The 26116-nt window shown below is 63.7% G+C and carries 22 protein-coding genes; 15 read left to right on the top strand and 7 right to left on the bottom strand.

Going from position 1 to position 26116, the window contains the following annotated elements:
- Positions 1-71 precede the first annotated feature (71 nt).
- From secY to GXY01S_RS16875, 11 genes are all read left to right on the top strand, one after another.
- Positions 72-1421 carry a preprotein translocase subunit SecY gene (secY, locus tag GXY01S_RS00330; protein ID WP_061271365.1) on the top strand — a complete coding sequence of 450 codons (1350 nt, stop codon included), beginning with the start codon at positions 72-74 and terminating at the stop codon, positions 1419-1421.
- Entirely contained in the window at positions 1418-2077 is a 660-nt protein-coding gene (locus tag GXY01S_RS00325) for an adenylate kinase (protein WP_061271363.1), read from the top strand. Before secY ends, GXY01S_RS00325 begins: the two co-directional genes overlap by 4 nt.
- Positions 2078-2310: 233 nt before the next feature.
- On the top strand, positions 2311-2688 hold the full coding sequence (gene rpsM / locus GXY01S_RS00320) for a 30S ribosomal protein S13 (RefSeq protein WP_061271361.1): 378 nt from the start codon (positions 2311-2313) through the stop codon (positions 2686-2688).
- 77 nt (positions 2689-2765) lie between these two features.
- Positions 2766-3158 carry a 30S ribosomal protein S11 gene (gene rpsK, locus GXY01S_RS00315; RefSeq protein WP_003621069.1) on the top strand — a complete coding sequence of 131 codons (393 nt, stop codon included), beginning with the start codon at positions 2766-2768 and terminating at the stop codon, positions 3156-3158.
- A gap of 121 nt (positions 3159-3279) precedes the next feature.
- Positions 3280-4299 (top strand): DNA-directed RNA polymerase subunit alpha, encoded by a 1020-nt coding sequence (locus tag GXY01S_RS00310; protein ID WP_007399646.1) that lies wholly within the window; start codon positions 3280-3282, stop codon positions 4297-4299.
- 33 nt (positions 4300-4332) lie between these two features.
- Positions 4333-4758, top strand: a complete 426-nt coding sequence (rplQ, locus tag GXY01S_RS00305) for a 50S ribosomal protein L17 (protein WP_061271359.1) — start codon at positions 4333-4335, stop codon at positions 4756-4758.
- A gap of 307 nt (positions 4759-5065) precedes the next feature.
- Positions 5066-6061, top strand: coding sequence for an ABC transporter substrate-binding protein (locus GXY01S_RS00300; RefSeq protein ID WP_242501349.1), 996 nt, complete (start codon positions 5066-5068; stop codon positions 6059-6061).
- Positions 6058-6822, top strand: coding sequence for an ABC transporter permease (locus GXY01S_RS00295; RefSeq protein WP_061271355.1), 765 nt, complete (start codon positions 6058-6060; stop codon positions 6820-6822). Before GXY01S_RS00300 ends, GXY01S_RS00295 begins: the two co-directional genes overlap by 4 nt.
- A gap of 5 nt (positions 6823-6827) precedes the next feature.
- A complete protein-coding gene (locus GXY01S_RS00290; RefSeq protein ID WP_061271499.1) occupies positions 6828-7637 on the top strand; it encodes an ABC transporter ATP-binding protein in 810 nt (269 codons plus the stop codon).
- Between the two features lie 99 nt (positions 7638-7736).
- Positions 7737-7997: a hypothetical protein gene (locus GXY01S_RS00285; protein ID WP_061271353.1), complete on the top strand. Its 261-nt coding sequence runs from the start codon at positions 7737-7739 to the stop codon at positions 7995-7997.
- A gap of 61 nt (positions 7998-8058) precedes the next feature.
- Positions 8059-8235, top strand: coding sequence for a DUF1328 domain-containing protein (locus GXY01S_RS16875; protein ID WP_082770653.1), 177 nt, complete (start codon positions 8059-8061; stop codon positions 8233-8235).
- Between the two features lie 61 nt (positions 8236-8296).
- Here the strand turns inward: GXY01S_RS16875 and GXY01S_RS00280 are convergent, their stop codons facing one another.
- The 5 genes from GXY01S_RS00280 to GXY01S_RS00260 form a co-directional block, all read right to left on the bottom strand.
- Positions 8297-9853: an efflux transporter outer membrane subunit gene (locus GXY01S_RS00280; RefSeq protein ID WP_061271352.1), complete on the bottom strand. Its 1557-nt coding sequence runs from the start codon at positions 9851-9853 to the stop codon at positions 8297-8299.
- A 5-nt stretch (positions 9854-9858) separates the two neighbouring features.
- Positions 9859-13158 (bottom strand): efflux RND transporter permease subunit, encoded by a 3300-nt coding sequence (locus GXY01S_RS00275; RefSeq protein ID WP_061271350.1) that lies wholly within the window; start codon positions 13156-13158, stop codon positions 9859-9861.
- A complete protein-coding gene (locus GXY01S_RS00270; protein WP_061271348.1) occupies positions 13155-16334 on the bottom strand; it encodes an efflux RND transporter permease subunit in 3180 nt (1059 codons plus the stop codon). Before GXY01S_RS00270 ends, GXY01S_RS00275 begins: the two co-directional genes overlap by 4 nt.
- A gap of 63 nt (positions 16335-16397) precedes the next feature.
- Positions 16398-17615: an MdtA/MuxA family multidrug efflux RND transporter periplasmic adaptor subunit gene (locus GXY01S_RS00265; protein WP_061271346.1), complete on the bottom strand. Its 1218-nt coding sequence runs from the start codon at positions 17613-17615 to the stop codon at positions 16398-16400.
- A 181-nt stretch (positions 17616-17796) separates the two neighbouring features.
- A complete protein-coding gene (locus tag GXY01S_RS00260) occupies positions 17797-19185 on the bottom strand; it encodes an MFS transporter (protein WP_061271498.1) in 1389 nt (462 codons plus the stop codon).
- Between the two features lie 177 nt (positions 19186-19362).
- On the opposite strand from GXY01S_RS00260, the gene GXY01S_RS00255 reads away from it, so the two are divergent.
- From GXY01S_RS00255 to GXY01S_RS00240, 4 genes are all read left to right on the top strand, one after another.
- Complete coding sequence (locus GXY01S_RS00255; RefSeq protein ID WP_061271497.1) at positions 19363-19665, top strand: CsbD family protein; 303 nt, start codon at positions 19363-19365, stop codon at positions 19663-19665.
- Positions 19666-19821: 156 nt separating this feature from the next.
- The gene (locus GXY01S_RS00250; protein ID WP_061271343.1) at positions 19822-20475 is read left to right on the top strand and encodes a ribonuclease HII; all 654 of its coding nucleotides are present in this window, start codon (positions 19822-19824) and stop codon (positions 20473-20475) included.
- Positions 20476-20482: 7 nt separating this feature from the next.
- Positions 20483-21586 carry a site-specific DNA-methyltransferase gene (locus GXY01S_RS00245; protein ID WP_061271341.1) on the top strand — a complete coding sequence of 368 codons (1104 nt, stop codon included), beginning with the start codon at positions 20483-20485 and terminating at the stop codon, positions 21584-21586.
- Between the two features lie 22 nt (positions 21587-21608).
- On the top strand, positions 21609-22883 hold the full coding sequence (locus GXY01S_RS00240; protein ID WP_061271339.1) for a DNA adenine methylase: 1275 nt from the start codon (positions 21609-21611) through the stop codon (positions 22881-22883).
- Positions 22884-23111: 228 nt separating this feature from the next.
- Here the strand turns inward: GXY01S_RS00240 and GXY01S_RS00235 are convergent, their stop codons facing one another.
- Both GXY01S_RS00235 and GXY01S_RS00230 read right to left on the bottom strand, forming a co-directional pair.
- Positions 23112-23708, bottom strand: coding sequence for an ankyrin repeat domain-containing protein (locus GXY01S_RS00235; RefSeq protein WP_061271337.1), 597 nt, complete (start codon positions 23706-23708; stop codon positions 23112-23114).
- Between the two features lie 267 nt (positions 23709-23975).
- Positions 23976-26111, bottom strand: coding sequence for a hypothetical protein (locus GXY01S_RS00230; RefSeq protein ID WP_061271335.1), 2136 nt, complete (start codon positions 26109-26111; stop codon positions 23976-23978).
- Positions 26112-26116 lie beyond the last annotated feature (5 nt).

Raw genomic sequence — 26116 nt, 5'->3', positions numbered from 1 at the left:
TCTGCGGTTTTTTTTATCATGACAGCGTCCCGTTTTCGGCGGTGGCGCTGTTCTTGTGAAAGGATGGGCGCATGGCCTCCGCGGCCGAACAGTTGGCTGCCAATCTGAATTTCAGCTCCTTTGCCAACGCAACGGAACTGAAGAAGCGTATCTGGTTTACCCTCGGTGCGCTGATCGTCTACCGGATTGGCACCTATATCCCCGTCCCTGGCGTCGATGCGACGGTGATGGGGCAGCTTCTGGCCCGGCATCAGGGCGGTATCCTGGGTATGTTCGATATGTTCACGGGTGGTGCGCTGGGGCGCATGACCGTGTTCGCACTCAACATCATGCCCTATATCAGTGCCTCGATCATCGTGCAGCTCATGTCAGCGGCCATTCCCTCCCTTGAAGCCCTGAAGAAGGAAGGCGAGGGCGGGCGGCGCAAGCTGAATGAATATACCCGCTACCTGACAGTGGTCATCGCGCTGTTCCAGGCCTACGGCATCGCCATCGGGCTGGAGAACATGCATACGGAGGCGGGCTCGGCCGTTGTCTCGCCGGGGCTGTTCTTTATCGTCTCGTGCGTGCTGACGCTGGTGGGCGGCACCATGTTCCTGATGTGGCTGGGCGAGCAGATAACGTCGCGGGGGGTCGGGAACGGCATCTCGCTGATTATCTTCGCGGGTATTGTGGCAAACCTGCCCAATGCGCTCGCAAGCCTGTTCCAGCTTGGCTATACCGGGGCGCTTTCGCCGTTCTTCGTGCTGGTCTTCCTGGTACTGGCCGCGGTGACCATCGCGTTCATCGTGTTCATGGAACTCGCGCAGCGGCGCGTGGTGATCCAGTACCCCAAGCGGCAGGTCGGCCAGCGCATGTTTGGCGGTGACTCGACGCACATGCCGCTCAAGGTGAACACCGCAGGCTCGATTCCGCCGATCTTCGCCTCATCGGTGCTGTTGATTCCCGTGACCATTGCGGGATTCGTCAACAACAGCTCGATGCCTGGCTGGTTGTCCTTCCTGGGGCAATCGCTGGGGCAGGGGCAGCCGCTCTACATGCTGTTCTACGCGGCGATGATCGTGTTCTTCTCGTATTTCTATGCGGCGGTGACGTTCAACCCGCAGGAGACGGCGGAGAACCTGCGCAAGCAGGGCGGCTTTGTGCCCGGCATCCGGCCTGGCGCCAACACGGCGGCGTTCTTTGACAGGATCCTGACGCGCATCACGACTATTGGCGCGCTCTATCTTGTCGCTGTCTGCCTGTTGCCGCAGATCCTGATCAGCCATTACAACGTGCCGTTCTATTTTGGTGGCACGAGTCTGATCATTATCGTGACCGTGACGATCGATACCGTGACACAGGTGCAGTCGCATCTGGTGGCGCATCAGTATCAGGGCCTCATGCGTCGCGGACGGGGCCGAAAGGGCAAAATGCGGTGAATATTATTTTTCTCGGGCCGCCGGGTGCTGGAAAAGGCACCCAGTCAAAGCGGCTGGAAGAACGCTACGGAATCGCCCAGATTTCAACCGGCGACATGCTGCGGGCTGAAGTCGCGACGGGCAGCCCGCTCGGGCTGAAGGTCAAGGCGGTCATGGCGAACGGACAGCTTGTGTCCGATGACCTGATCATTGCCATGATTGAAAACCGTATCCGCCAGCCGGACTGCGCCAGGGGGTTCATCCTTGATGGCTTCCCGCGCACGCGGGCACAGGCGGAAGCACTTGATGCCATGCTGGCCCGCAGCGGGCAGCACATCGATGCGGTGCTGCTGCTTGATGTGGACGAGGATGCCCTGGCCGACCGGATCGCGGGCCGTTACACCTGCGCCAAGTGCGGTGCGGGGTATAACGACGTGTCCAAGCGGCCGAAGGTGGAAGGCACATGCGATGTGTGTGGCGGCCATGAGTTCATTCGCCGCGAAGATGACCGGCGGGAGACCGTGGCTGCGCGCCTGAAGACCTATCGGGAACTCACGGCGCCGATCCTGCCTTATTACGAGGCTGAAACGCGGCTTTACCGTGTGGATGGCATGGCGGATATCGATGACGTGACCAAACAGGTCTTTGGTGTTATCGATCGTATCACTAAAAAGTGATGCAAAATAATTGACTCAATGGGGGGCAGCAGTATATCGCGCGCCCTCAAGGTATGAGCGTCGTGTGAGTCGTCCATGAGGGGCGGCTCGTAGGGCCAGAATGTATGATGATGGGGTTGGCCGGTCCGTAACCGGTATGTTCACGATGCTCCCGCCAGACAGGGCGGGTGGTGTGACGCAGCCCTGCCTGATAGTTAGTGCCCTGAATCAGGGGCGGACGAGGAGTAAGTGGCGTGGCACGTATTGCCGGCGTGAACATCCCTAGCAACAAGCGGGTCACAATTGGCCTTCGTTATATCTATGGTATCGGGGCCACCAAGGCCCAGGCGATCTGCGACAAGCTGGAAATTCCGGCTGAGCGGCGCGTCAACGAACTGTCTGACGACGAGATCGGCAAGATCCGTGAACTGATCGACAGCGATTACCGCGTTGAAGGTGACCTTCGCCGTGAAGTGGCGATGAACATCAAGCGCCTGATGGACCTCGGCTGCTACCGTGGCCTGCGCCACCGTCGTGGCCTGCCTGTCCATGGTCAGCGGACTCATACCAACGCCCGTACCCGCAAGGGTAAGGCCGTGGCTATTGCGGGCAAGAAGAAGGCGACCCGCTAATCAGCGGATTGCCTGGTATGAGTGCATGGAGCCTGCGGGTTCCGTGCACCGTTTGAACTGACAGGATCGAGAAAATTATGGCGAAAGCTGCGGCTCCGCGTATTCGTAAGAAAGAGCGGAAAAACATCATCTCCGGTGTGGCGCATGTGCTGTCCACCTTCAACAACACCATGATCACCATCTCGGATGCGCAGGGCAATGCGATTGCCTGGTCTTCCGCTGGTGCCCAGGGTTTCAAGGGCTCGCGCAAGTCCACGCCGTATGCGGCGCAGGTTGCTGCTGAAGATGCAGGCCGCAAGGCCCGCGAGCACGGCATGGAAACGCTGGAGATCGAGGTTTCCGGTCCGGGTTCGGGGCGTGAGAGCGCCCTGCGCGCGCTGCAGGCTGTCGGTTTCTCGATCACGGCCATCCGTGACATGACGCCGGTGCCGCATAACGGCTGCCGTCCCCGCAAGCGCCGTCGCGTCTGATACGCCGTCTGCCTTAGTCGTATTTCCCCTGCATGCAGGGGAAGATTGTCATTCCGGTATCCTGCCAAAGGGTACCATCTGCCACCTTCGGGTGGCAGATCAGTCTTGAAAGGCCATTACCTTGGTCCTCCAGAAAAACTGGCAATCCCTGATCAAGCCGGAAAAACTGGAAGTCGAACCGGGGGCGGAACCTTCACGCATTGCTACTGTCGTAGCCGAACCGCTGGAACGCGGCTTCGGCATGACGCTGGGCAACGCGATCCGTCGGGTTCTGCTGTCGTCCCTGCAGGGGGCTGCGGTTACGGCAATCCAGATTGACGGCGTGCTGCATGAATTCTCGTCGGTGGCGGGCGTTCGTGAAGACGTGACCGACATCGTGCTGAACATCAAGCAGCTCGCGCTGCGGATGCATGGCGAAGGCCCCAAGCGCATGGTGCTGACGGCCACCGGCCCCGGCGAAGTGCGTGCCGGCCAGATCCAGACCGGGCATGACATTGAAGTCATGAACCCCGATCTCGTGATCTGCACCCTTGATGAAGGGGTGAAGTTCGGGATGGAATTCACCGTGAACATGGGCAAGGGCTATGTTCCGGCAGCGGCAAACCGCCCGGAAGATGCGCCGATTGGCCTGATCCCGGTTGATGCCATCTACTCGCCGGTCCGTCGCGTGTCGTACAAGGTTGAGCAGACCCGCGTGGGTCAGGTCACCGATTATGACCGCCTGCTGCTGACGGTGGAAACCAACGGCGCCGTGACCCCGGAAGATGCCGTGGCCCTGGCCGCGCGTATCCTGCAGGATCAGCTCCAGCTGTTCATCAACTTCGATGAGCCGCGCACGGTGCGTACGGAAGAGCCGCAGGATGACCTGCCGTTCAACCGTAACCTGCTGCGCAAGGTTGATGAGCTTGAGCTGTCGGTCCGTAGCGCCAACTGCCTGAAGAACGACAACATCGTCTATATCGGTGATCTGGTTCAGAAGACCGAGCAGGAGATGCTGCGTACCCCGAATTTCGGTCGCAAGTCGCTCAACGAAATCAAGGAAGTCCTAACCGCCATGGGGCTTTCACTGGGTATGAATGTGCCGGCATGGCCGCCGGAAAATATCGAAGATCTGGCCAAGAGGCTCGACGAGCCGTTCTGATCCTCCGAACCGGATAAAACAGGAAATTACATCATGCGTCACGGTGTTGCCGGCCGTAAGCTCGGCGTTACCTCGTCCCATCGACAGGCCATGTTTCGCAACATGGCTGTCGCCCTGATCAAGCACGAACAGATCACCACCACGCTGCCCAAGGCGAAGGAACTCCGCCCGGTTGTGGAAAAGCTGATCACCCTTGGCAAGCGCGGCGATCTGCACGCCCGCCGCCAGGCTTTCGCCCAGCTGCGTGACGACAAGATCGTGTCCAAGCTGTTTGCTGCCGTGGCTGACCGCTACAAGGCACGCTCGGGTGGTTACACCCGCGTGCTGCGTGCGGGCATGCGCCATGGCGATGCGGCCGATATGGCCGTGATCGAACTGGTTGACCGCGATGTGTCGGCCAAGGGCCAGGACAGCGGTCCGCGCCCCGAGGCCGCCACGGAAGAAAACCTGGCAGCCTGAGGAACCTTGTTCCTTCAAGAAAACCCGGCTTTATGCCGGGTTTTTTTTGTGCTCCGGGCTTAATTGATCGTTTCCATCGTTATATAGATATACAGGCAGAGTGACGTATATTATTGATTAATACACTTGGGTTCTGTTTGAAAAGCCTTGAAGAACGTCGTCCAGTTTGAAAACGGGCGGCACTTTTTATCAATCGGGTGTTTTTAAAAAATCTCTTACCAGCCGGGTTTCACCCGTGCGGCAGGATGGGGCGTAGAACATGGCAGCAAAGGTTTGGAGGCATTTGTTACGGTGCGGGCTTTATGCCATGGCCAGCGTGATGGTGCTGTGCGGCGCGGCGCAGGCGGCCTCCGTGCGGGTGGGCTATATTCCTGTCATCGGTTCGGCACCGCTTTTTGTCATGCAGGGCACGAACTGGGGGCATGATGCGGGCATGGATTTGCAGCTTGTGCGCTTCCAGTCCGGGCCGCAGGCCATACAGGCGCTGATATCGGGCAAGATTGATGCCTATGTGGCGGGCGTGTTGCCGCTGTTGCAGGCGCGTGCGCATGGGGCGGATGTCAAGGTGGTGGCCAGTGCGGCGACGGAGGAACTTGAAGTTGTCGCGCGCGGGGATCTGGCAACGGGCCTGCCCGAGCAGCCTGCAACGCTCACGCCCGAGGCGCTGCGCCAGCGCCTGGCTGACTTTGCGGCCAGGGATGGCCACAAGCCCAAGATTGCCGCCCAGCCGCTCGGTTCGGTGCCTGACACGCTGCTGCGCTACTGGCTGAAGGTGGGCAATGGGCTCGACCCGGCGCAGGTGGCCGATATTGTGGGCATTGATATCGATGCCGCCCAGCAGGCCTTTCTGGCGGGTGCTGTTGATGGTGCCATCCTGCGTGAACCGGCCCTGACCATCATCCGCCATCGCCTGCCTGCAACACGGGTGCTGGCCTCGGGTCATGACCTCATGCCCGGCCAGCCGGGATCGGTGCTGGCCATCGTCAATGCAAACGCACCCGACCGGACTGCGTGGAAGACGGCGTTTGTCAGCGCTTTCGTCAAGGCCACGCAGCTTCTGGCAACCGACCCCGAGCAGGTCGCACCTTACGTGCAGCAGGCGCTTGGCGGCGGCATGCTGCCCAAGGCGATCGTTGTCGAGGCGCTGAAGGCCTCGGCAGGCGGCTATGTGTCCGATCCCGAGCGGATTATGGCGGCCGTGAGCAAATTGCAGGATTTCGAGGTTGAAAGCGGCCTGCTGCGCAAGGCGGAGCCGGTGGGCGATCTGTTCGATCTTGAAACCTACCGGCAGGCCCGGCAATGAGTCAGGCCCGCGGTCGCCTTCTGCGCCCGGCTCTCGGGCTGGCGGGGCTGGTCGTGCTGTTTGGCGTGTGGGAAGTGGCGGTGCGCGGGGGGTGGATACAGTCCGGCTTCCTGCCAGCGCCCTCGAGCCTCGGCCCGGCATGGCTGGATGAGGTGCGTAGCGGGGCATGGGTGCAGGCAATCCGCGACAGCCTGACCCATTACCTGACGGGCCTCGTGGCTGGCTCGGTCACGGGCACGCTGGTGGGGCTGCTGTGTGGGGCGCTGCCGGTGCTTGATGGCCTGCTGTCGGGCATCGTGCGGGTGCTGCGCCCCATTCCGGGTCTGGCGTGGGTCCCGTTCGCCATATTGTGGTTCGGGCTGAACACGGCGGGGGCCACGTTCATCATCGCCATCTCGGTCTTCTGGATCAATTTTTACGCCGCCTACGGCGCGGTGCGTGCCATCGACCCGGATCTGTATGAGGTTGCCGCCGCCTTCGGCCATGGCGGCTTCCGGGCGCGGTTGCGCACGGTAGTGCTGCCTGCTGCAAGCCCCGGCGTGCTCGATGGGCTGCGCACGGGCATCGGGCAGGCCTGGATGTCGGTCGTGGCGGCGGAACTGTTTGGCGTGCCGGGCATTGGCGCGCGGATGATGCAGGCGTCAAGCCTGCTCGCAACCGATCTGGTGGTGGTCTACATGCTGACCATGGCGCTGCTCTATGCCGTGACCGACATGCTGTTCATGCTGGTGCGGCGCAGGCTGCTGGGCTGGCAGGGATGAACACGATGGCAATACGCGAAACGGGCTCCGCCAGCGCTGGGGAAGTCGTGGTGAGGCTGGAGAATATCGGCCTGTCGCACGATCACGCGCACAGTTTCATTCTCCGCCATGTCGATCTTGAAATCAGGGCAGGCGAATTCGTGGCGCTGCTCGGCCCTTCGGGCGTGGGCAAGTCCACGCTGCTGCGCGTCATCATGGGGCTTGTGCAGCCCAGCGAGGGGCAGGTGGCCCTGCAGTCGCGCCCCGCGCAGGCGCATCGGCCCGCCGCCATGGTGTTTCAGGATGCCAAGCTCATGCCGTGGCGCAGCGTGCGGCGCAATGTGGAACTCGGGCTTGAGGGGCTGGGGCTGAACCGCGCCGAGCGCCATGCCCGCGCCACGGCCGCCCTTGAACTGGTGGGACTGGCCGACAGGGCGCAGCGCTGGCCACGCCAGCTTTCGGGCGGGCAGCGCCAGCGCGTGGGGGTTGCACGTGCCCTGACGGTGGAGCCTGACCTGCTGCTCATGGATGAACCCTTTGGCGCGCTTGATGCGATTACGCGCGCCAGCCTGCAACGCGAACTGCTCGACATTCATGCCCGCAGGCAGGGCACGGTGCTGTTCGTGACCCATGACCTTGACGAGGCCCTGCTGCTCGCTGACCGGATCATCATCCTGCACGGCCACCCGGCGGGCGTGAAGGGCGACTTCATGGTGGGGCCACGCCCGCATGAGGGGGCTGCCGTGCAGGCCATGGCCGAGCGGATGAAGCGGCTCATTGCCGGTGAAGCCGACCCCGGCGCGGATGCGGCCTATTGGCAGGCATCGGAGATATGATAAGTCTCGGCACTCACCCTGCCTGGCGCAGGTGGGCATGAAGGCATGGGGGCAGGGCGGTCAGGCCTGCGCTCCCGGCAAGCACAGGGAAGACAGAACATGACAAATCCCCCCAATCTTGAAGCGCATCTCGAGGAAGGCATTGGCCGCCTTCAGGATGGGCTGGATGGTTTTGTCGGTGATTCCGGCATGCCGCTGTCAGCCCGCATGCAGGGCGCAGGCGGTGCAGCCCAGCAGGGCATGGGCGAGATCTGCGACAGCCTGCGTGACGTGACCGCCGACCGCCCGCTCATGGCACTGCTCGGTGCCTCTTTTCTGGGCTTTATCGTGACCGTGTTCCTGCGCCGCAGGCGCGGCTGAGGCAACATATGCCGTGCTGCCGCGTTGAACGGGGCATGACTGATTTGCAAGGGAATAAGCCATGCTGAAACTGGCGCTGTTTTTTCTTATTGTCTCGCTGGTGGCCGGCGTGTTCGGCTTCAGCGGCATTTCCGCCGTTTCGGCCGGAATGGCGAAGATCCTGTTCTTCATCGCCATTCTCTGCTTTGTGGTCGTGGTGCTGCTGGTGCTGTTCTCGGCCAATACATTATTCCGGTAGCAACCGGCCCGGCTTTATCGAAAAACCCCCTGCGCCATGCGGCCAGGGGGTTTTTTCATGCCTATTTGTTCGTGTCCTTCTGGATGAAGGAGGGCAGGAGGGGATTATCCTTCTGCAGCGAGTTCTTGGTGGGCAGGCGTGAGGCATCCCACCCGCCGCCAAGCGCCTGCACCAGGCTTACGCTATCAACCATGCGCTGCTGCTGGATGCCAAGCAGCGTCTCGGCATCGCTCAGGGCCGAGTTCTCGTTGGTGATGACGGTGGTATAGATCGCGGTTCCGGCCTGGTACTGGTTGAGCGAGACCTCGACCGTGCGGTTGGCAAAGTCGAGCGCCTTCTGCTGCTGGCGGCTCTGCTCGGCCAGGATGCGCAGGTTCGAGAGCTGATCTTCCGTGTTCTGCAGGGCGGTCAGCACGGTCTGGCGGTAGGTGGCCACCGCGCTGTCATACTGGGCGTTGGCCTCATGCACGACCGCCGTGCGCGAGCCACCTTCAAACAGCACTTCGGTGGCGGACGCGCCAAGCGACCACACCCGGTTCATGGCCTGCATCAGCGAGGTCACCGGGTCGCCGCCACTTTGTGAATAGCTGGCATTGATGGTGATGTCGGGGAAGAAGGCCGCCATGTCCGCGCCGATCATGGCGTTGTATTCCTCCATCGTGCGCTCGGCGGCGGCAATGTCGGGGCGGCGTTGCAGCAGGTCGGCTGGCACGCTGACCGGAATGGGCGGCACGGTGCGCGACAGCTCCGCCGGGGCGATCGTGACATCGGCGGGCGGCTTGCCCACCAGCACCGCGATGGCGTGCTCATACTGCGCGCGGTTGATGCCCGCCTGCACCAGCGATGCCCGGTTCTGCTCCAGCGTGGTGCGGGCCTGCAGCACGGCGGTGGGGTCTGCCGTGCCCGCCTCGAACTGGTTCTGGGTAATCTGCAACGCCTGTTCATTGAAGCGGACATAGCGTTGCAGAAGGTCGGTCAGGCTGTCCTGGTAGCGCAGGTTGAAATAGGCCGTGGCCAGTTGCGCCTGATAGGACAGCGTGGCATTGGCAAGGTCGGCCGCACTCGCCTGCGCCGCCGTCACCTGCTCCTGCACCTGCCGGCGGATCTTGCCCCAGATGTCGAGATCCCAACTGGCACTCGGCCCGATATCATAGGTGTTATAGGTCGAGCCCTCGTTGGCGTAATTGCTGCCCGAAGATGAAAGCGACCCCGCCCCATGTCCCGCGCGGTTGAAGCCAAGGCTGCCGCTGATGGTGGGGAACAGCTGGGCGCGCACGCTGTCGATCATGGCGCGCGCGTTACGGTAATTGGCCTCGTACTGCTTCACGTTCTGGTTCGAGATCGCAACCTGCGCCTCCAGGCCGTTCAGCACGGGCTCGTTATAGATTGTCCACCAGTCATGCTTGGGCAGTTCCGCAAGCTTGGGGTTGGCGGCTTCCCAACCGGGTTCGGGCCGCAATTCCTTGAAGTGGGCCGAGACGATGGCGGCGGGGCGATGGTATTTCGGCCCGATCATGCACCCGCTCAGGGCTGCGAGCGGCACAAGGGCCAGGGCAAGACGCAGGCGGCGGCCCGGCACATGGCTGGCACGGATGGGGGATGGCGAGGGACGTGTCATCCGGTTCAGGAATCCTGCTGGTGGGAAAGACGATGGCGTCGGGACAGCCGTCCATACAGCCGGTTGAAAAGGTTGCGGCAGGCTACCCCCATATGGTCGAGATAGAGATAGACAACCGGCGTGGTATAAAGCGTGAGCGCCTGGCTGACGAGTAGCCCCCCCACGATGGCGATGCCCAGCGGGCGGCGCAACTCCGAGCCGTAGCCATGCCCGAAGATGAGCGGCAGCGCGCCAAGGGCCGCGGCGAACGTGGTCATCATGATCGGGCGGAAGCGCAGCAGGCAGGCGGTGCGGATGGCCTCGAGCGCGGTATGGCCTTCATCACGCTCGGCGGTGATGGCAAAATCGACCAGCATGATGGCGTTCTTCTTCACGATGCCGATCAGCAGGATCACCCCGATCATGGCAATCAGCGAGAACGCCTCCCCGAACACCTGTAGCGCCAGCAGCGCGCCCACCCCGGCGGAGGGAAGGGTGGAGAGAATGGTCAGCGGGTGCACGTAGCTTTCATACAGGATGCCCAGCACCATGTACACCGCAGCCAGGGCGGCAAGGATGAGCAGCGGCTCGTTATTGACCGATTTCTGGAACTGCGCGGCATTGCCCGCGAACGCGCCCTGTATGTTGTCGGGCATGTGCAGGCGCACCATTTCCTCATTGATGATCTGCACCGCCTGGCTGAGCGAGACGCCATTGCTCAGGTTGAACGAGACCGTGCTCGAGACCGTCTGCCCGTCATGATTGATGCTGAGCGCGGTCTTGGTGGGCTTGAGGGTCGAGACCAGCGTGAGTGGCACCATGGATTCCGAACTGGTGGAAACCGCCGAACCGGTCGAGGCGCTGTTGCCGCCCGCAAGTGTGTTGGCCACCTGGTTGCGGAAGGATTCGGCACTGAGCTGCGAGGCGGTATTGCCGGTATCGGCCTTGACGCGGATGGTGTTGGACTGCGTGCCGCCCCCCGCCGTGCCGCCCGCGACACTGACCCAGACCTGCTTGAGCGTGGTCGGGTCCGCCCAGAAGCGGGGCTCGACCTCCATCACCACGCGGTACTGGTTCAGCGCGTTATAGATGACCGAGGCCGAACGCTGGCCATACGCATCATACAGCGTGTTCGATACAAGCTGGGGCGTGATGTTGAGGCGGCTCGCGGTATCGCGGTCGATCTGCACGTCAAGCGCCGAGCCGCCCTGCAGCACATCCGATGAAATGTCGGACAGCTCATGATGCTTCTGCAGTGCCGAGACCAGCAGCGGCGTCCATTTGTACAGATCCTTCGAGGAATCGGAATGCAGCGAATACTGGTAGGCCGCATTGCTCTGCCGCCCGCCAATGCGTAGCTGCCCGGGGGCCGAGGCATAGAATGTCGCCCCCACCATGTTGCGCAGCCGGCGCGAGATGCGGGCAATGGTCTGGGCGGGGGTGTCGTTACGCTCCGACTTGTCCTTGAGGGTTACGAACATGTTGGCCTGGTTGGAACTGCCGCGCCCGCCCATGAAGCCCATGACATGCGACACGTCCCGATCCGCCATGATGGCGGACTGCACGGTATGCACCTGCGACTGCATGGCCTGGAACGAAATCGACTGGTCGCCCATCAGGTGGCCCATCAGCATGCCGGTATCCGATTCAGGGAACAGGCTCTTGGGCATCTTGATGAACAGGCCAACCATGATGGCAATGGTGACGGGCAGCGACAGTATGGTGATGCGCCGGTGCGTGATCGCCCATTCCAGCGAGTGGGCATAGCCCTGCTGGGCCGCATTCAGCCCGCTTTCCAGCCACAGGCCAACGCGCCCGAACACGCCGCCGCCCGAGGTGGGCTTTTCATACTGCCTGAGCAGGCGCGAGGTCATCATGGGGGTGAGCGAGAGCGAGAGCACCATGGAAATGACGATGGTGAGTGACATCGTCATGGCGAATTCATGGAACAGGCGCCCCGCCACCCCGCTGAGCAGCAGGATGGGCAGGAACACCGCTATCAGCGACACCGTGATCGACAGGACCGTGAACGCCACCTCGCGCGTGCCGAGCAGGGTGGCCTGCAGCCGGTCCATGCCCGCCTCCATGTGGCGGCTGATGTTCTCTACCACCACGATGGCGTCATCCACGACAAAGCCGGTGGAAATGGTCAGCGCCATGAGCGAGAGGTTGTCGATCGAATAGCCCATCAGCTTCATCGCGCCGAAGGTGGTGATGATGGAGGTGGGCACGACAATGGCGGGAATGATGGTGATGCGCGGCGAGCGCAGGAACAGAAGCACCACCAGCACCACCAGCACGACCGACAGCACCAGCGTGAACTGCGTATCGGCCAGGGCCGCGCGGATGGTGGTGGAGCGGTCCATGAAGTTGCCAAGGTCCACATCGGCAGGCAATGCCGCCCGCAGCATGGGCAACTGCGCGCGGATCTGGTCGTTGGTGTTGATGATGTTGGCCCCGGCCTGCGCGAAGATGATGGCCAGCACGCCGGACTTGCCATCCACATAGCCCGCGTTGCGCACGTCTTCCACGCTGTCATGCACGTACGCCACGTCCTCGAGGCGCACGGGGCGGCTGTCATGGTAGGCCACGATCAGGTCGCGATAGGCCTGGGCGTTATGCGCCTGGTCGTTGGTGGACAGCACGAAGCGGCTGTCGCCCTGGTCGATGAAGCCCTTGGGCGTATGCGCGTTGGCCGAGGCGAGGGCTGCGCGAATATCTTCAAACCCGATGCCGAATTTGTACAACGCCAGCGGGTTCATCTCCACCCGCACGGCGGGCAGCGAACTGCCGCCAATCTCGACCTGGCCCACGCCCTGAATCTGCGAGAGGTGCTGCTGCAGCACGTTCGAGGCCAGGTCGTAAAGCTGCGGCGGCGTGCGCGTGCGCGAGGTCAGCGCCAGGATCATGACCGGCGCGCCGTTGGGGTTGGCCTTGAAGTAGCTCGGGTTCTGCCGCAGCGAGGAGGGCAGGTCGGCATGGGCGGCCTGAAGGGCGGCCTCCACATCGCGGGCGGCGCCGTTGATGTCGCGGTCAAGCGAGAACTGTAGTGTGATGCGCGCCTGATTGGCGGATGACTGCGAGGTCATTTCCGTCAGGTCGGCAATGGCGCCAAGATGCCGCTCGAGCGGGGCGGCCACCGAGCTTGCAATTTCCTCCGGCGAGCCGCCGGCCTGCTGCGCCTGCACCTGTATGACCGGAAAGTCCACATTGGGCATGTCGGCCACCGGAAGGGTGGTATAGCCGATAATGCCGCCGAGGATCAGCGCTACCGTCAGCAATACGGTAGCGACCGGCCTGCGTACGAAGATGGCAAGCGGGTTCATGCAGAAGCCTGCGGACCGGGCTGGCCACCATCAGGTCTGGCCTGGTCCGTTGTGCCAAAGCGACGGGCCAGCTTCTGGCTGATCCCGTCCATGAGCAGGTAGATGACCGGGGTGGTGAAGAGCGTGAGCAACTGGCTCACCGCAAGCCCGCCCACGATGGCGATGCCCAGCGGGCGGCGCAGTTCCGAGCCGGTGCCGGTGCCCAGCATCATCGGCACGGCGCCCAGCATGGCCGCCAGCGTGGTCATGAGGATGGGACGAAAGCGCAGCAGCGCGGCGTGGCGAATGGAGTGCAGCGGCGTCATGCCCTCCACCCGCTCGGCCTCAAGCGCGAAGTCGATCATCATGATGGCGTTTTTCTTGACAATGCCGATCAGCAGCACCAGCCCGATGATGCCCATCACGTCCAGCCCCGATCCCGTCAGCCACAGCGCCAGCAGGGCGCCAATGCCAGCCGAGGGCAGGGTGGAGAGAATGGTGATGGGATGGACAAAGCTCTCATACAGGATGCCCAGCACGATATAGACCGCAACCAGCGCCGCCAGCACCAGCCACGCTTCGTTTGACAGCGAACTGCGGAAGGCCGCCGCCGTGCCCTGGAACGATGTCTGGAAGCTTGATGGCAGGTGGATGTCCTTCGCCGCGCGCTCGATCGCATCCGTCGCATCCCCCAGCGCATAGCCGGGCCTGACGTTGAACGAGACGGTGGTGGCCGGGAACTGCCCCACATGCGTGATCAGCAGCGGCGCGGTATCCTGCGTAACCGTGGTGACGGAGGCGAGCGGCACCAGCCCGGAGGTGGGCGAGCGGGTGGGGCCGGACGTGCTCTCGCCCGCATTGCCGCTGATGCCCGGCAGGTAGATCTGGCTCAGCGCGCCCATGTCCTGCTGGAAGCTCGGCGTGGCCTCAAGGATCACGCGGTACTGGTTGGACTGGGTGAAGATGGTCGAGATCTGGCGCTGGCCAAAACTGTCATACAGCACGTTGTCGATGGTCTGTGGCGTGATCGAGTAGCGCGCGCCGGTGGTGCGGTCGAGATCGACATGCGCCACGAGCCCCGCCGCCTGCAGGTCCGATGTCACGTCGGACAGCGCTTTTTCCTGCTGCAGGCGGGCGATGAACTTCGGCACCCAGGTGGTGAACTGGCTGTAGTCGGGGTTCTCGAGCAGGAACTGGTACTGCGTGGCGGCGACCGAGGTATCGAGCGAGAGATCCTGCACCGGCTGCACGTATAGTTCAGCCCCCGGTATGTCGGCAGTCTCCGCCCGCAGCCGGGTCGCCACCTGCTGCGCGGTAGCCGAGCGCTTGCCCACCGGCTTGAGGTTGATGAGGAAGCGCCCCTGGTTGAGGGTGACGTTCTGCCCGTCCACCCCCACGAAGGAGGACAGGCTGGCCACGTCCTCATCGTGCAGGATGCGGTCGGCAAGTTCCTGCTGGTGGCGCTTCATGGCGCTGAACGAGGTGGATTGCGCCATGACCGATATGCCCTGGATCACGCCCGTATCCTGCACGGGGAAGAACCCCTTGGGAATGATCACCGCCAGCACGCCGGTCAGCATCAGTGTTGCGCCAAACACGCCCAGTGTCAGCCTGCGGTGGCGCAGCACCACATCGAGCGCGCGGCCATAGCCCTCGATCGTGGCGACCGTCCAGCGCTCGATGGCGGCCGACCATGCCGGTTCGGCATGTTTGGTGTCGTGCTCATGCAGCAGGCGGGCGCACATCATGGGCACCAGCGTGAGCGAGACCACGGCGGAGAGGATGATCGTGACCGCCAGCGTCATGGCGAATTCATGGAACAGGCGGCCCACCACGTCACCCATGAACAGCAGCGGGATCAGCACCGCGATCAGCGATACGGTGAGCGAGATGATGGTGAACCCGATCTCGCCCGCGCCCTTCAGCGCAGCTTCCATGCGGGTATCGCCCATCTCGATGTAGCGGGCGATGTTCTCGATCATGACGATGGCGTCATCCACCACGAAGCCCGTGGCGATGGTGAGCGACATGAGCGAGAGGTTGTCGAGCGAGAAGCCGAACAGGTACATCACCGCCAGCGTGCCCACCAGTGACAGCGGCACCGACAGGCTGGGGATCAGCGTGGCCGGCACGTTGCGCAGGAACACGAAGATCACGCACACGACCAGCACCAGCGCCAGGCCCAGTTCAAACTCCACATCCTCCACCGAGGCGCGGATGGTGGTGGTCCGGTCGGTGAGCGGCGTGATGGTGATGCCTGGTGGCAGGGATTCCTGCAGGCGGGGCAGGGCGTATTTGATGTTGTCCACCACCGCGATCACGTTCGCACCCGGCTGGCGCTGCACGTTCATGACCAGGGCTGGCGTGCGGTTGGCCCAGGCGGCAAGCTCGGTGTTCTCGGGGCCGATCACCACGCTGGCCACGTCGCGGATGCGCACGGGGCCGTTGTTCTGGTAGGCGATGACCTGGTCAAGCAGTTGCTGCACCCCGGTGATCTGGCCATCGATGCGCAGCGTGGTCGCGCGCTTGGGGCCATCGAACGTGCCGGTGGGGGAGTTGATGTTCACGTTGCCGATGGTGGTGCGCAGCGTATCGAGATCGATGCCGAACGAGGTCAGCTTGGGGATGTTCACGCGCACCCGCAGCGCCTTGCGGTTGCCGCCCGAGAGCGTCACCAGCCCCACGCCCGAGATCTGGCTGATCTTCTCGGCCAGGCGGGTATCAACGTAATCCTCCACCTCCGTCAGCGGCATGGTCTTCGACGAGATGCCAAGGGTCACGACCGGCGTATCGGCGGGGTTGACCTTGGCATAGACCGGCGGCGCGGGCAGGTCGGTGGGCAGCAGGGAATTGGCCTGGTTGATCGCGGCCTGCACTTCCTGCTCGGCAATGTCCATGGTCATGGTCAGGCCAAAGCGCAGGGTAATGACCGATGAGCCACCCGATGAGCGCGATGTCATCTGCTCCAGCCCCGACATTTCGCCGAGCTGCGTTTCAAGCGGGGCGGTGACGGAGGTGGCCATCACATCGGGGCTGGCGCCGGGGTAGAAGGTCTGCACCGTGATGGTGGGGTATTCCACATCCGGCAGGGCCGATACGGGCAGGAAGTGATAGCCCAGCAGCCCCGCCAGCAGGATGGCCAGCATGAGCAGCGTGGTCGCGACCGGACGGTGTATGAAAAGGCGGGAGGGATTCACGCGGCAATCTCCGGCAACGCACAGGGCAGGTCAGGCAAGGAGGCGGGCAGGCGGGCGCGCACCCTATTCCTTGCCCTTCTGCGGGGCAGTGGCGCTGTCGGTGGCCTGGGGAATGCTGACCTTCACGCCATCACGCAGGTGGTCCACGCCATCGGTCACCACGCGTTCGCCTTCCTTCACGCCGTCCGTCACCACGGTCATGGTGTTGTTGGCATGACCGGTCCTGACGTTGCGCACCTCCACCGTGCTGTCTGCCTTGACGACGTACACGAACTGGCCGTTGGGGCCATTTTGCAGGGCATTGGTAGGCACGAGCAGGGCATCATGGTCGGTGCTGACCAGCATGCGGGCATTGACGAACTGGTTGGGGAACAGTTCTTCCTGCGAGTTGGGGAAGATCGCGCGCATGCGCACCGTGCCGGTCGAGGTATCGATCTGGCTGTCGAGCACGCTGGCCTGGCCGGTCGCGATCTTGTTGAGGTTGGCGCTGTCCCAGGCATCGACCTCGAGCGGCGTGCCTTCGCGCAGGCGGGTGGCCACGGGGCCGATATCGTTTTCGGGCAGGGTGAAGATGACCGAGATCGGCTGCATCTGCGTCAGGATCACGAGGCCATTGGTCTGGCCGGCGGTGATGTAGTTGCCCATGTCCACTTCACGGATGCCCACGCGCCCGTCAACGGGGGCAATGATATGGCAGTAGGTGATCTGGAGTTTCTCGTTATCGACAAGCGCCTGGTCGGCCTTGACCGTGCCCTCGAGCTGCTCGACCTTGTACTGCTGGTCCTTGGCCGTCATGGCGGCAACGCTGTTCTGCTGGATCAGGCGCTGGTAGCGCGCGTTATCCACCTGGGCGGCCCTGAGCTGGGCCACGTCCTGCGCGAGCTGGCCTTCGTACTGCGCCAGCAGCACCTCATAGGGGCGGGTGTCGATCAGGGCCAGCAGGTCGCCCTTGTGCACGTGCTGCCCTTCGGTAAAGAGCACCTGCATCAGGTAGCCATCAATGCGCGACTGCACCGTGACGTTGGTGATGGGCACCACCGTGCCCAGCTCCGTCAGCACCACGGGCATGTCGCCCCTGCTTACGGCGGTGACCGCCACGGGCTGGTCGCCGCTTGTGGCGTGCTTCCTGTTGGTGCTGGCATGAGGGCGCAGGAAAGCGACCGCGAGGACGACCGCCAGCGCTCCGCCCGCCAGGTAGAGCACGCGCCGCCCACGGCGCGGTCGGTCGGTCGGGGGCGTGGGGGTGGCGCTGGCGCGGGGCGGGAGGGGCGTTGTATCCATGCGGTCGGGTTTCTGCCTGCTTGCTGTCGAATGGGGGCCAGTGTGAATAACCGGGCCGTTATGAAAAAAGCGTAAGGTCGAACCGGGGAGTGCCCCAGTATTAACATGGCGCGTGAATGGAATAAGTTAGGGAATGTAACATCCTGCGCGGTGGGTGGAAGGGCCAAAACCTTCCCGTGTTTCATAACCGGTTCTTTTGTGCGGCGGTGTGGTCATGACCACTCACCGCGGCCCCGGCATTGGGCGAAAGCCGCAGCAGCACGGGCAGCGCGATCGTGGCGACAAGGCCGCACAGGATAAAGGTCAGGCGGTAGTCGTGCATCTGGAGCGATGGCGGGAGCACCAGCCGCGCGGAGGTCAGCACGCCTGCCGCAAAGCATATGCCCAGCGTGAGCATGACCTGCTGGGCGGTTGAATACAGGCTCGTTGCCGCCCCCATGCGCGCAGGCGGCATGTCGGCATAGGCGATGGTGTTGTAGCCCGTATAGACCGCAGTCTGCCCCATGCCATGCACGGCCAGCAGTGCGAGCAGCACGGCCATGCCCATGCCGGGGTTGTACAGCGCCAGCAGCAGGCACACGAAAGGCAGGGCCAGGCTGCTTGCGCACATGACGCTACGGTAGCCCCGGGCGCGGTACAGCGCGGGGGCGCCAAAGCGCATGACCAGCGCGCCCAGCGGGGCGATGAAGGTGATCAGGCCGCTCTGCGCGGCGCTCGCGCCAAAGCGGGTCTGGAGCAGGGAGGGCAGGAGAAAGATGATGCCCCCGGTGGCGATGCGCGTGCATGCGCCCGCAACGACCGAGATGCGGAAGGTGCTCACCCGCAGCAGTGACAGGTCAAGCAGCGGGTGGGCAACCCGGCTGGCATGGCGGATATACGCCACGCTGCACACCGGCACCGCGGCAAGCAGGGCACAGGCCACGATGCGGGTCGTGCCGGAATGGGTCAGCAGTTCCAGCCCGAAGATCAGCCCCGCCAGCGCCAGCGCGCACCATACGTTGCCTTTGAGGTCAAACGGCGGGGGATGGCGCATGCGCCCCTGCGGAATGAACCGCCCGATCAGCCCGATGGCCAGCAGCCCGAGCGGGATGTTGATGTAGAAGATCCACCGCCATGACAGTGCAGAAGTCAGCACGCCACCCAGCACCGGGCCCGCCATGGGGCCGATGGTGGCGGTGAGCATGACCCACCCCATGACCGACATCAGCTCCGACTTGGGCACGTTCTGCAGGATCACGAGCCGGCCCACCGGCACCATCATCGCCCCGCCCACCCCCTGCACCAGCCGTGCCAGCGCCAGCACGGGCAGGTTGGGCGCAAGCCCGCCAAGCAGCGAGCCGCCAAGGAACACGATGATGGCCCAGCGCAGCGTGACGCGGTTGCCAAACCGCTCGGCAATGCGGCCCGAGGCCGGGATCAGGGCCGCAAGCCCCAGCATGTAGACCGTAAGCGTGATGCTGGTCTGGGGAATGTCGACATGGAAGTCCGCTGCCATGGCAGGCAGCGCCGTGGTCAGCGCCGTGCCATCGATCTGTTCCATCATCATCAGGCTCGACACGATCAGCACCATGAGCCTTTTGCGCCGGGGCGAAAGGGAAGGCATGGGGGTGGCGGGCGCGGACTGTTCGGTTCGGGCTGTCGTCAAGGGCGGCATCGTCATGCATGATAGTAGGGGTACGGAACTGCAAGCGCCATCGTGGCGTTATGGGTCCACGCTACAAAACAGCGATATTACGGAGTGTGAATGATGTCGGAAGACAAGGCAAAAAACATCGAGACCAAGGCCGAAGGCATGGTTGATGAAGGCGTTGGCCGCCTGAAGGACGCCGCCGGTGGCCTTACGGGCAATGTGGGAATGCAGGCCGAGGGCAAGATTGACCAGCTTTCGGGCATGGCGCGGCAGGAATTTGCCGATCTGTATGATGAAGGCGAAGGCAAGCTCGAGCGCGCCGTGACCTTCGTGCGCGAACGCCCGCTGTTTTCCCTCGGTATCGCGGCGGTGCTCGGCACCATCATGGGACTGATTTTTATCCCCCGCCGCAAGGGCTGATCACGGGTCGAGTCGTTTTTTTTCATTTTAAGGGACTCGATGAGTCCACAGCATCTTGCACAACCGTGCATAAAAATGGTTTCCATCCTTCCAGAACATGAATCTGATGCGAATCGGGCCTGAACCCCCGATTCGCACCATGACGGGAAGGACTGGATGCCGGATTACACGCTTGAGCACGCCCATGGGGGACGGGTCGCCGGTGTCGATGAAGTCGGTCGCGGCCCGCTGGCCGGTCCGGTCGTGGCGGCGGCGGTCATGTTCCTCTCGGGCGTGCCGGGCCATCTGGCTGACACGCTTGATGACTCAAAAAAGCTCAGGCCAAAGGTCCGGCAGCAGCTTTACGATACGCTGCACCAGACCCCCGATGTCCTGATCGGGGTGGGGGCGGCCTCCGTGGCCGAAATCGAACAGCACAACATCCTGCGCGCCTCATGGATCGCCATGCAGCGTGCGGTCGGCCGCCTGCCGCAATGGCCTGAACTCGTTCTGGTCGATGGTAACGCCGCGCCCGATTTCGGGTGTCCGGCGCAATGCGTCGTGGGTGGCGATGCGATCAGCCTGTCCATTGCCGCGGCTTCGGTCGTGGCCAAGGTCGTGCGCGACCGGGCCATGGAGCGGCTGGCACAGCGCTGGCCCGCCTATGGCTGGGAGCGCAATGCCGGTTATGGCACCCCCATCCACCGCGCGGGGCTGATGGCTCACGGCGTCAGCCCCCATCACCGGGCGGCATTCGGCACGGTGCGCCGCATCATGCAGGCTTCCGGTCCTTCTTCCTTACATTCAAGCGCGGAGCAGCCATCATGCTGAACAATTCATGAGCGGTGCGGTAATGATGGAATTGCCCCTTGACCAGGTGCTGCGCGGCGACTGCGTGGAGATGATGCAGACCCTGCCCGCAGGCTCGATCGACTGCGTGTTTGCCGATCCGCCATATAACCTCCAGCTCAAGGGCGAGTTGCGCCGCCCCGATGACAGCGTGGTCGATGGCGTGGATGACGACTGGGACAAATTCGCCGACCTGCGGGCCTATGACGAATTCACCCGCGCCTGGCTGACCGAGGCGCGGCGCGTGCTGCGCAAGGATGGCACGATCTGGGTCATCGGCTCGTATCACAACATCTTCCGCATCGGCGCGATCCTGCAGGATCTCGGGTTCTGGATCCTGAACGATGTGATCTGGCGCAAGTCCAACCCCATGCCCAACTTTCGTGGGCGGCGCTTCACCAATGCGCATGAAACGCTGATCTGGGCGGCGCGCGGGCCGGACAGCCGCTACCGCTTCAACTACCAGGCCATGAAGGCGCTCAATGATGATGTGCAGATGCGCTCGGACTGGTACCTGCCGCTATGCACCGGCGGCGAGCGGCTGCGCAACGAACACGGCCTGAAACTGCACCCCACCCAGAAGCCCGAAAGCCTGCTGCATCGCGTGCTCGTGGCCTCGACCAATGTGGATGACGTGGTGCTCGATCCCTTTACCGGCACCGGCACCACCACGGCCATGGCGCGCAGGCTGCGCCGCCGCTTTATTGGCATCGAGCGCCACCCCGATTATGCCGAGGCCGCGATTGGCCGCGCCCGGCGCGAAAAACCCGTGCCGCTCGACAGCGTGCTGACCACCCCCGCCCGGCGTGAAAGCCCGCGCGTGCCCTTTGGCGTGCTGGTCGAGCGCGGGATGGTGCCCGCGGGCACCGTGCTCATGGACCGCCAGAAGCGCGTGCGCGCCACAGTCTCGCCCGATGGCACGCTGGTCAGCGGGCGGCACCGGGGTTCCATCCACAAGATGGGGGCGACGCTGACCAATGCGCCCTCGTGCAATGGCTGGACGTTCTGGTATTTCGAGCACGAAGGCGAACTGGTGCAACTCGATACGCTGCGCAGCGAGATCCGGGCGGAGCAGGCAGCCGTCGCGTCCTGATGGCGGGGCAAGGCAGGGTGGCATGAACCGGCACCCCGATCCTGACGGACCGCATGGCCTGACCGGCATGGAATGGAGCCCGGCCCGCCATGCGGCGCTGCTGACCGGGGAATACCTGTTCAGCCAGCTCATTCCCTATATCGGCAACAAGCGCAAGCTGCTCGGCCTGATCGCGCAGGCCATCGCGGCCACGGGCGAGGCGCCGCAGCACACCGATTTCATCGACCTGTTTGCAGGCACCGGCGTGGTTTCAAGGCTGGCCAAGCAGCTTGGCTTTCGCGTGCTGTGCAATGACTGGGAGCCCTATAGCGAGCAGATCAACCGCTGCTATGTGGCCCAGTCGCGCGCGCCGGTCTTTCATGGCAGGCGCGATTACGGGCAGGTCATGGCGGAACTCAACGCCCTGCCGCCGCTTGAGGGCTGGATCACCCGCCACCTGTGCCCCGATGATGACGTGCATTATGACACCGCGCGCGACCGGATGTTTTACATGCGCAAGAACGGCATGCGCATCGATGCCATCCGCACGCAGATTGCCCGGTGGGAGCATGACGGCCTGCTTGATGAAGGGCAGAAAGCCTGCCTGCTGGCCCCGCTGCTGTACAGCGCCAGCTACAACAGCAATACCAGCGGGCTGTTCAAGGGGTTTCATCACGGCTGGGGCGGGCGCACGGGCACGGCGCTGTACCGCATTGCCGCCGATCTTGCGCTACGCCCGGCGCGGTTTATTGATAACGGGCATGCGCACAGGGTGCTGCGCATGGATGCCCACGTTCTGGCCGCCAGTCTGGCCGGAGAGGTGGGGGAGGCGGCCATCGCCTATATCGATCCGCCCTACAACCAGCACCCCTACGGCGCCAATTACCACGTGCTCAACACCATTGCCCTGTGGGACAGCCCGTCCCTTGCCCCCAAGATTACCGGGCGCGACAAGGCGGCCATACGCCAGGACTGGCGCACCGAGCGGCGTAGCCCCTACAACCACCGCAGGCAGGCGCTTGCGGCCTACCGACAGCTCCTGTCGGTGCTCGATACGCGCTGGATCGCCACGAGCTACAGCACCGATGGCTTCATTGCGCTCAAGGACATGCTGCGGGCCAATTGCGAGCGGGGCGCGGTGCAGGTCTTTACCCGCCCCTACAAGCGCTACCGCGTCAGCCGCCAGCGCTATTCCGCCCGCCCCATGACGCTGGAATTCGTCGTGCTGACCAATACCCGTCGCCCGCCACAACGCACGGCCGATGAGATCTGGCACGAGATCACGACCCTTGAGGCCTGTCTGAACGGTGTATCCTGAACAAAGCAGGGTCTGGTGGCGTTTTTATTTCCAGAAGCTTCAGGGACTGCCTGAAAAGGTAACCTGAACAACATCCAGAAATCATAAGGACGTTTTTGGTGAAGCTTTTTTCAGAAAGCGTCGAAGAACGCCGCCTTTTTGAAAAAAAGGCAGCGCCCAAAAACCTTTATCATTTTTTATCAATGATTTGTTTTCAGGCAGGTTCTCAGAAAGGCCGCCGTAACCGGCCTAGCTGCCGCCAAAGCCGAGGAACCCGATCGACGGGTCGGCATGGCCGCCTGATGCGTCATAGCGCCGGTCGGGCGAGGCGGTGGTCGAGGCATGCCTGGGCATGGTGAGCGGCGGGGTGTCGTCCTCGCCGCTTTCAAGGTTGTTGGAGGCGAAATGCGGGTCCGCATCCGAGAAGGTGCGCATCGACAGCAGCAGGAAGGTGATGTCGTTACGGTTCAGGTCGATCGCCATGTCGAGCGGCGTCTGGCCAAGCTGGTTCTGGGCCGTCATGTCAGCGCCGCGGTTCAGGGCTTCCTTCGCCGCGCCAAGGCTGCCACGGTTGATGGCATCGAACAGCGCATTGGTCGGGTTCATGTCGGAATTGGCGTGGCCGTGCTCTTCCTCGCGCGATTCAGCGCCGGGCAGGGCGGCTGGCGGTGCCGCCGCCTTGGCCGCGCGGCGGGCCTCGGCCTTCTTGGCGGCGTCAGCGGCTTCGGCCTCGGCTTCAGGGTCTTCGGCATCCTGCGCATGGGCCACATGCAGCGGCATGCACACGGCAGGAAGGCCCGCGAACAGGGCGGCGACAAGAAGATATATACCGGATCTGGAAATCATGTCCTGTCCCGAGAGTGAGCGTTCAGCCAGCCGCGCAACAGCCCTACGCCGCCTGCCGGTTCTGCTGATTACCGCAAAATGATGGTTGATGCGACGATTAATCCACTTTCCCGCCACGGCGGCCACAAAAGCCAGCCTGCTCACCATTGCGCAACCCTGAATATGTCGTGGATGAAGCCTGGGCCAGAATGTCGCCTTTTTTGAAAAAAGGCGGCATTCACAAACTTTTATTGTTTTTTGTCAGTTTCTTGGCCGAAAGCGCTGCCTTCAGGGGCGGCTTTCCCGCCACCATGCCATGAACACCATCAGCAGCACGAACAGCCCCATGGCCCAGGCCGGGAGCACGGCACTGGCCTGCTGCCCCGACACGCTGTGGGCATTGCGGGCAGGGAAGGCGAAGCAGCTGGCCGATGAAGCGTGGCTCCCGTCCGCCATCGCCATCTCCGGCAGGGATGGAGCCTGCGCATCCGCGCCAAGCCAGTGCACGCCGCCGCCGGTCGCGGCCGCCATGGGGCCAAGCACGGAAGCCGTGGCCCGCAGGTCGGCAAACTCCAGCGGGTCTTCCGCGCGCGGGGCGGCGAAGGCTTCATGCCCGGCATCATCACGCACGGTCCATATGCCGTCCTGTGTCGCGGGCAGGCGGGCGCGGGCGAGGCCGGTATTGCCCGCGGGGTCGAGTGTGACCTGCTGGCTGGTGCCATCGGGCGCCGTGACATGCACCACCGGCGCAGGCCCGGTGGTGACCGAGCGACGGGTGATGGTCATCTGCCCAGCCGCAATGCTGGCCTCAAGCTGGTTTTCCTCCAGCTCCGGCTCCTTCATCAGCCAGTGCGAGATGCGGCGCAGCAGTTCGGATTGCGGGCCGCCGCCCCCCTCGCCATGCGACCACAGCCAGGCCTGGTCGGACATCAGGAAGGCCACGCGCCCCTTGTCCGCATGGTCGAGCACCAGCAGGGGCTGGTGGTCGGGGCCCGTCATCAGCACCTCACCCCGGGCGGAATCGCTGCGCAGGCTGCGATACCACGGCCCCCAGCCCGGCTTGCTCCCCGCATGCTCAGGCGTGCCCGGCAGGCCGGAGGTGACCGGGTGGCGCATGCCGGTCTCGGTCAGGTCGGGTTTGAAGCGCTGGATGGCCATGCCATCGGCCGTGGTCACATGCGCGGGCAGGATATCGGCCAGCGGCGTATCCTGCAGCGAACCGGGGGTGAGGAATTCCGGGCCGCCAATCAGCAGCAGCCCGCCGCCTTCACGGATGTGGTTGACGATGTTGCGCAGATAGGCCTCGGGCAGGATGCCACGGTTTTCAAACCCGTCGAGAATGATGAGGTCGAACTGCCCCACCTTCTGCTGGAACAGTTCATTGACGGGGAAGGCGATCAGCGCCAGGTCGGAAAGCGGCGTGCCATCATCACGGTCGGGTGGCCGCAGGATGGTGAAGTGCACGAGGTCCACCGAAGGATCGGCCTTGAGCAGTCGCCGCCACACGCGCTCGCCCTGGTTGGGCGTGCCGGACACCAGCAGCACGCGCAGCCGGTCGCGCACGCCGTTGATGCGGATGACATCATGGTTGTTGCGCGTCGAGACCTCGCCGGGCAGTTCGGGCGCTGACAGGCCAATGAGCATCTCGCCCGGATGGGTGACGGGCAGGGTAATGTCCTGCGGCTCGCCAATCTTCACGGGGCGGGTAAAGGTCGCGCCATTGCCCTGCGTGAGCGTGAGCTGCGTGGCAGATCCCGGCTGGGCGGGCGCGCCCTGGTCGTCGATCTGCACGCGAATGGTCACGTCCTTGCCCACGATGGCAAAGGGCGGGGCCTGGAGCACGCGCAGGTGGCGGTCGGTTTCCTCGCCCCTGCCGGTCAGCAGCACGTGCAGCGGCAGGCGGGTGCGGTGGCCGTGGCCATCATCGGGGTTGAGCGTGTCGGGCACGGCGGCGGGCACGTCATGGTCCTCGCCATCGGTAATCAGCACCGCGCCCGCCAGGCGGGAAGGGGGAATGTCAGCCGCCGCCTGCTGCAATGCCGCAAACAGCCGCGTGCCGCCATGCTGTGCCTCGCGCACGGTCACGATGCGTGGCACGAGGCCGGGCACGCGGTTCATGGCGGCCTGCACGCTCGCTGCCGCATTGCGCGCCATCTCGCCCCGGTTGCGTTCGTTCATCGAGGCCGACTGGTCCACTACCACAAGTGCCGTTTCCGGCAGGGGGTGCCATGTCTCGGTAATGCGCTGGGGGTTGTACAGCCACAGGGCAACACCCAGCCCGGCCAGCAGCCGCCACACGCTGCCGCGCACCCGGCGGGCCAGGCCCCACAGGGCAAGGGCTGCGCAGGCGGCCAGCAGCAGGTTGATGCACCACGACGGCACAAGCGGGCTGAGCGCCATCATGTGACGCGACAGGTCAGGCATGCCGC

This window comes from Komagataeibacter xylinus NBRC 15237 (assembly GCF_001571345.1).
Taxonomy (GTDB): Bacteria; Pseudomonadota; Alphaproteobacteria; order Acetobacterales; family Acetobacteraceae; genus Komagataeibacter; species Komagataeibacter xylinus.
Note: the sequence above shows the minus strand (reverse complement) of the source record. Positions and strands in the feature narration are given on the sequence as shown.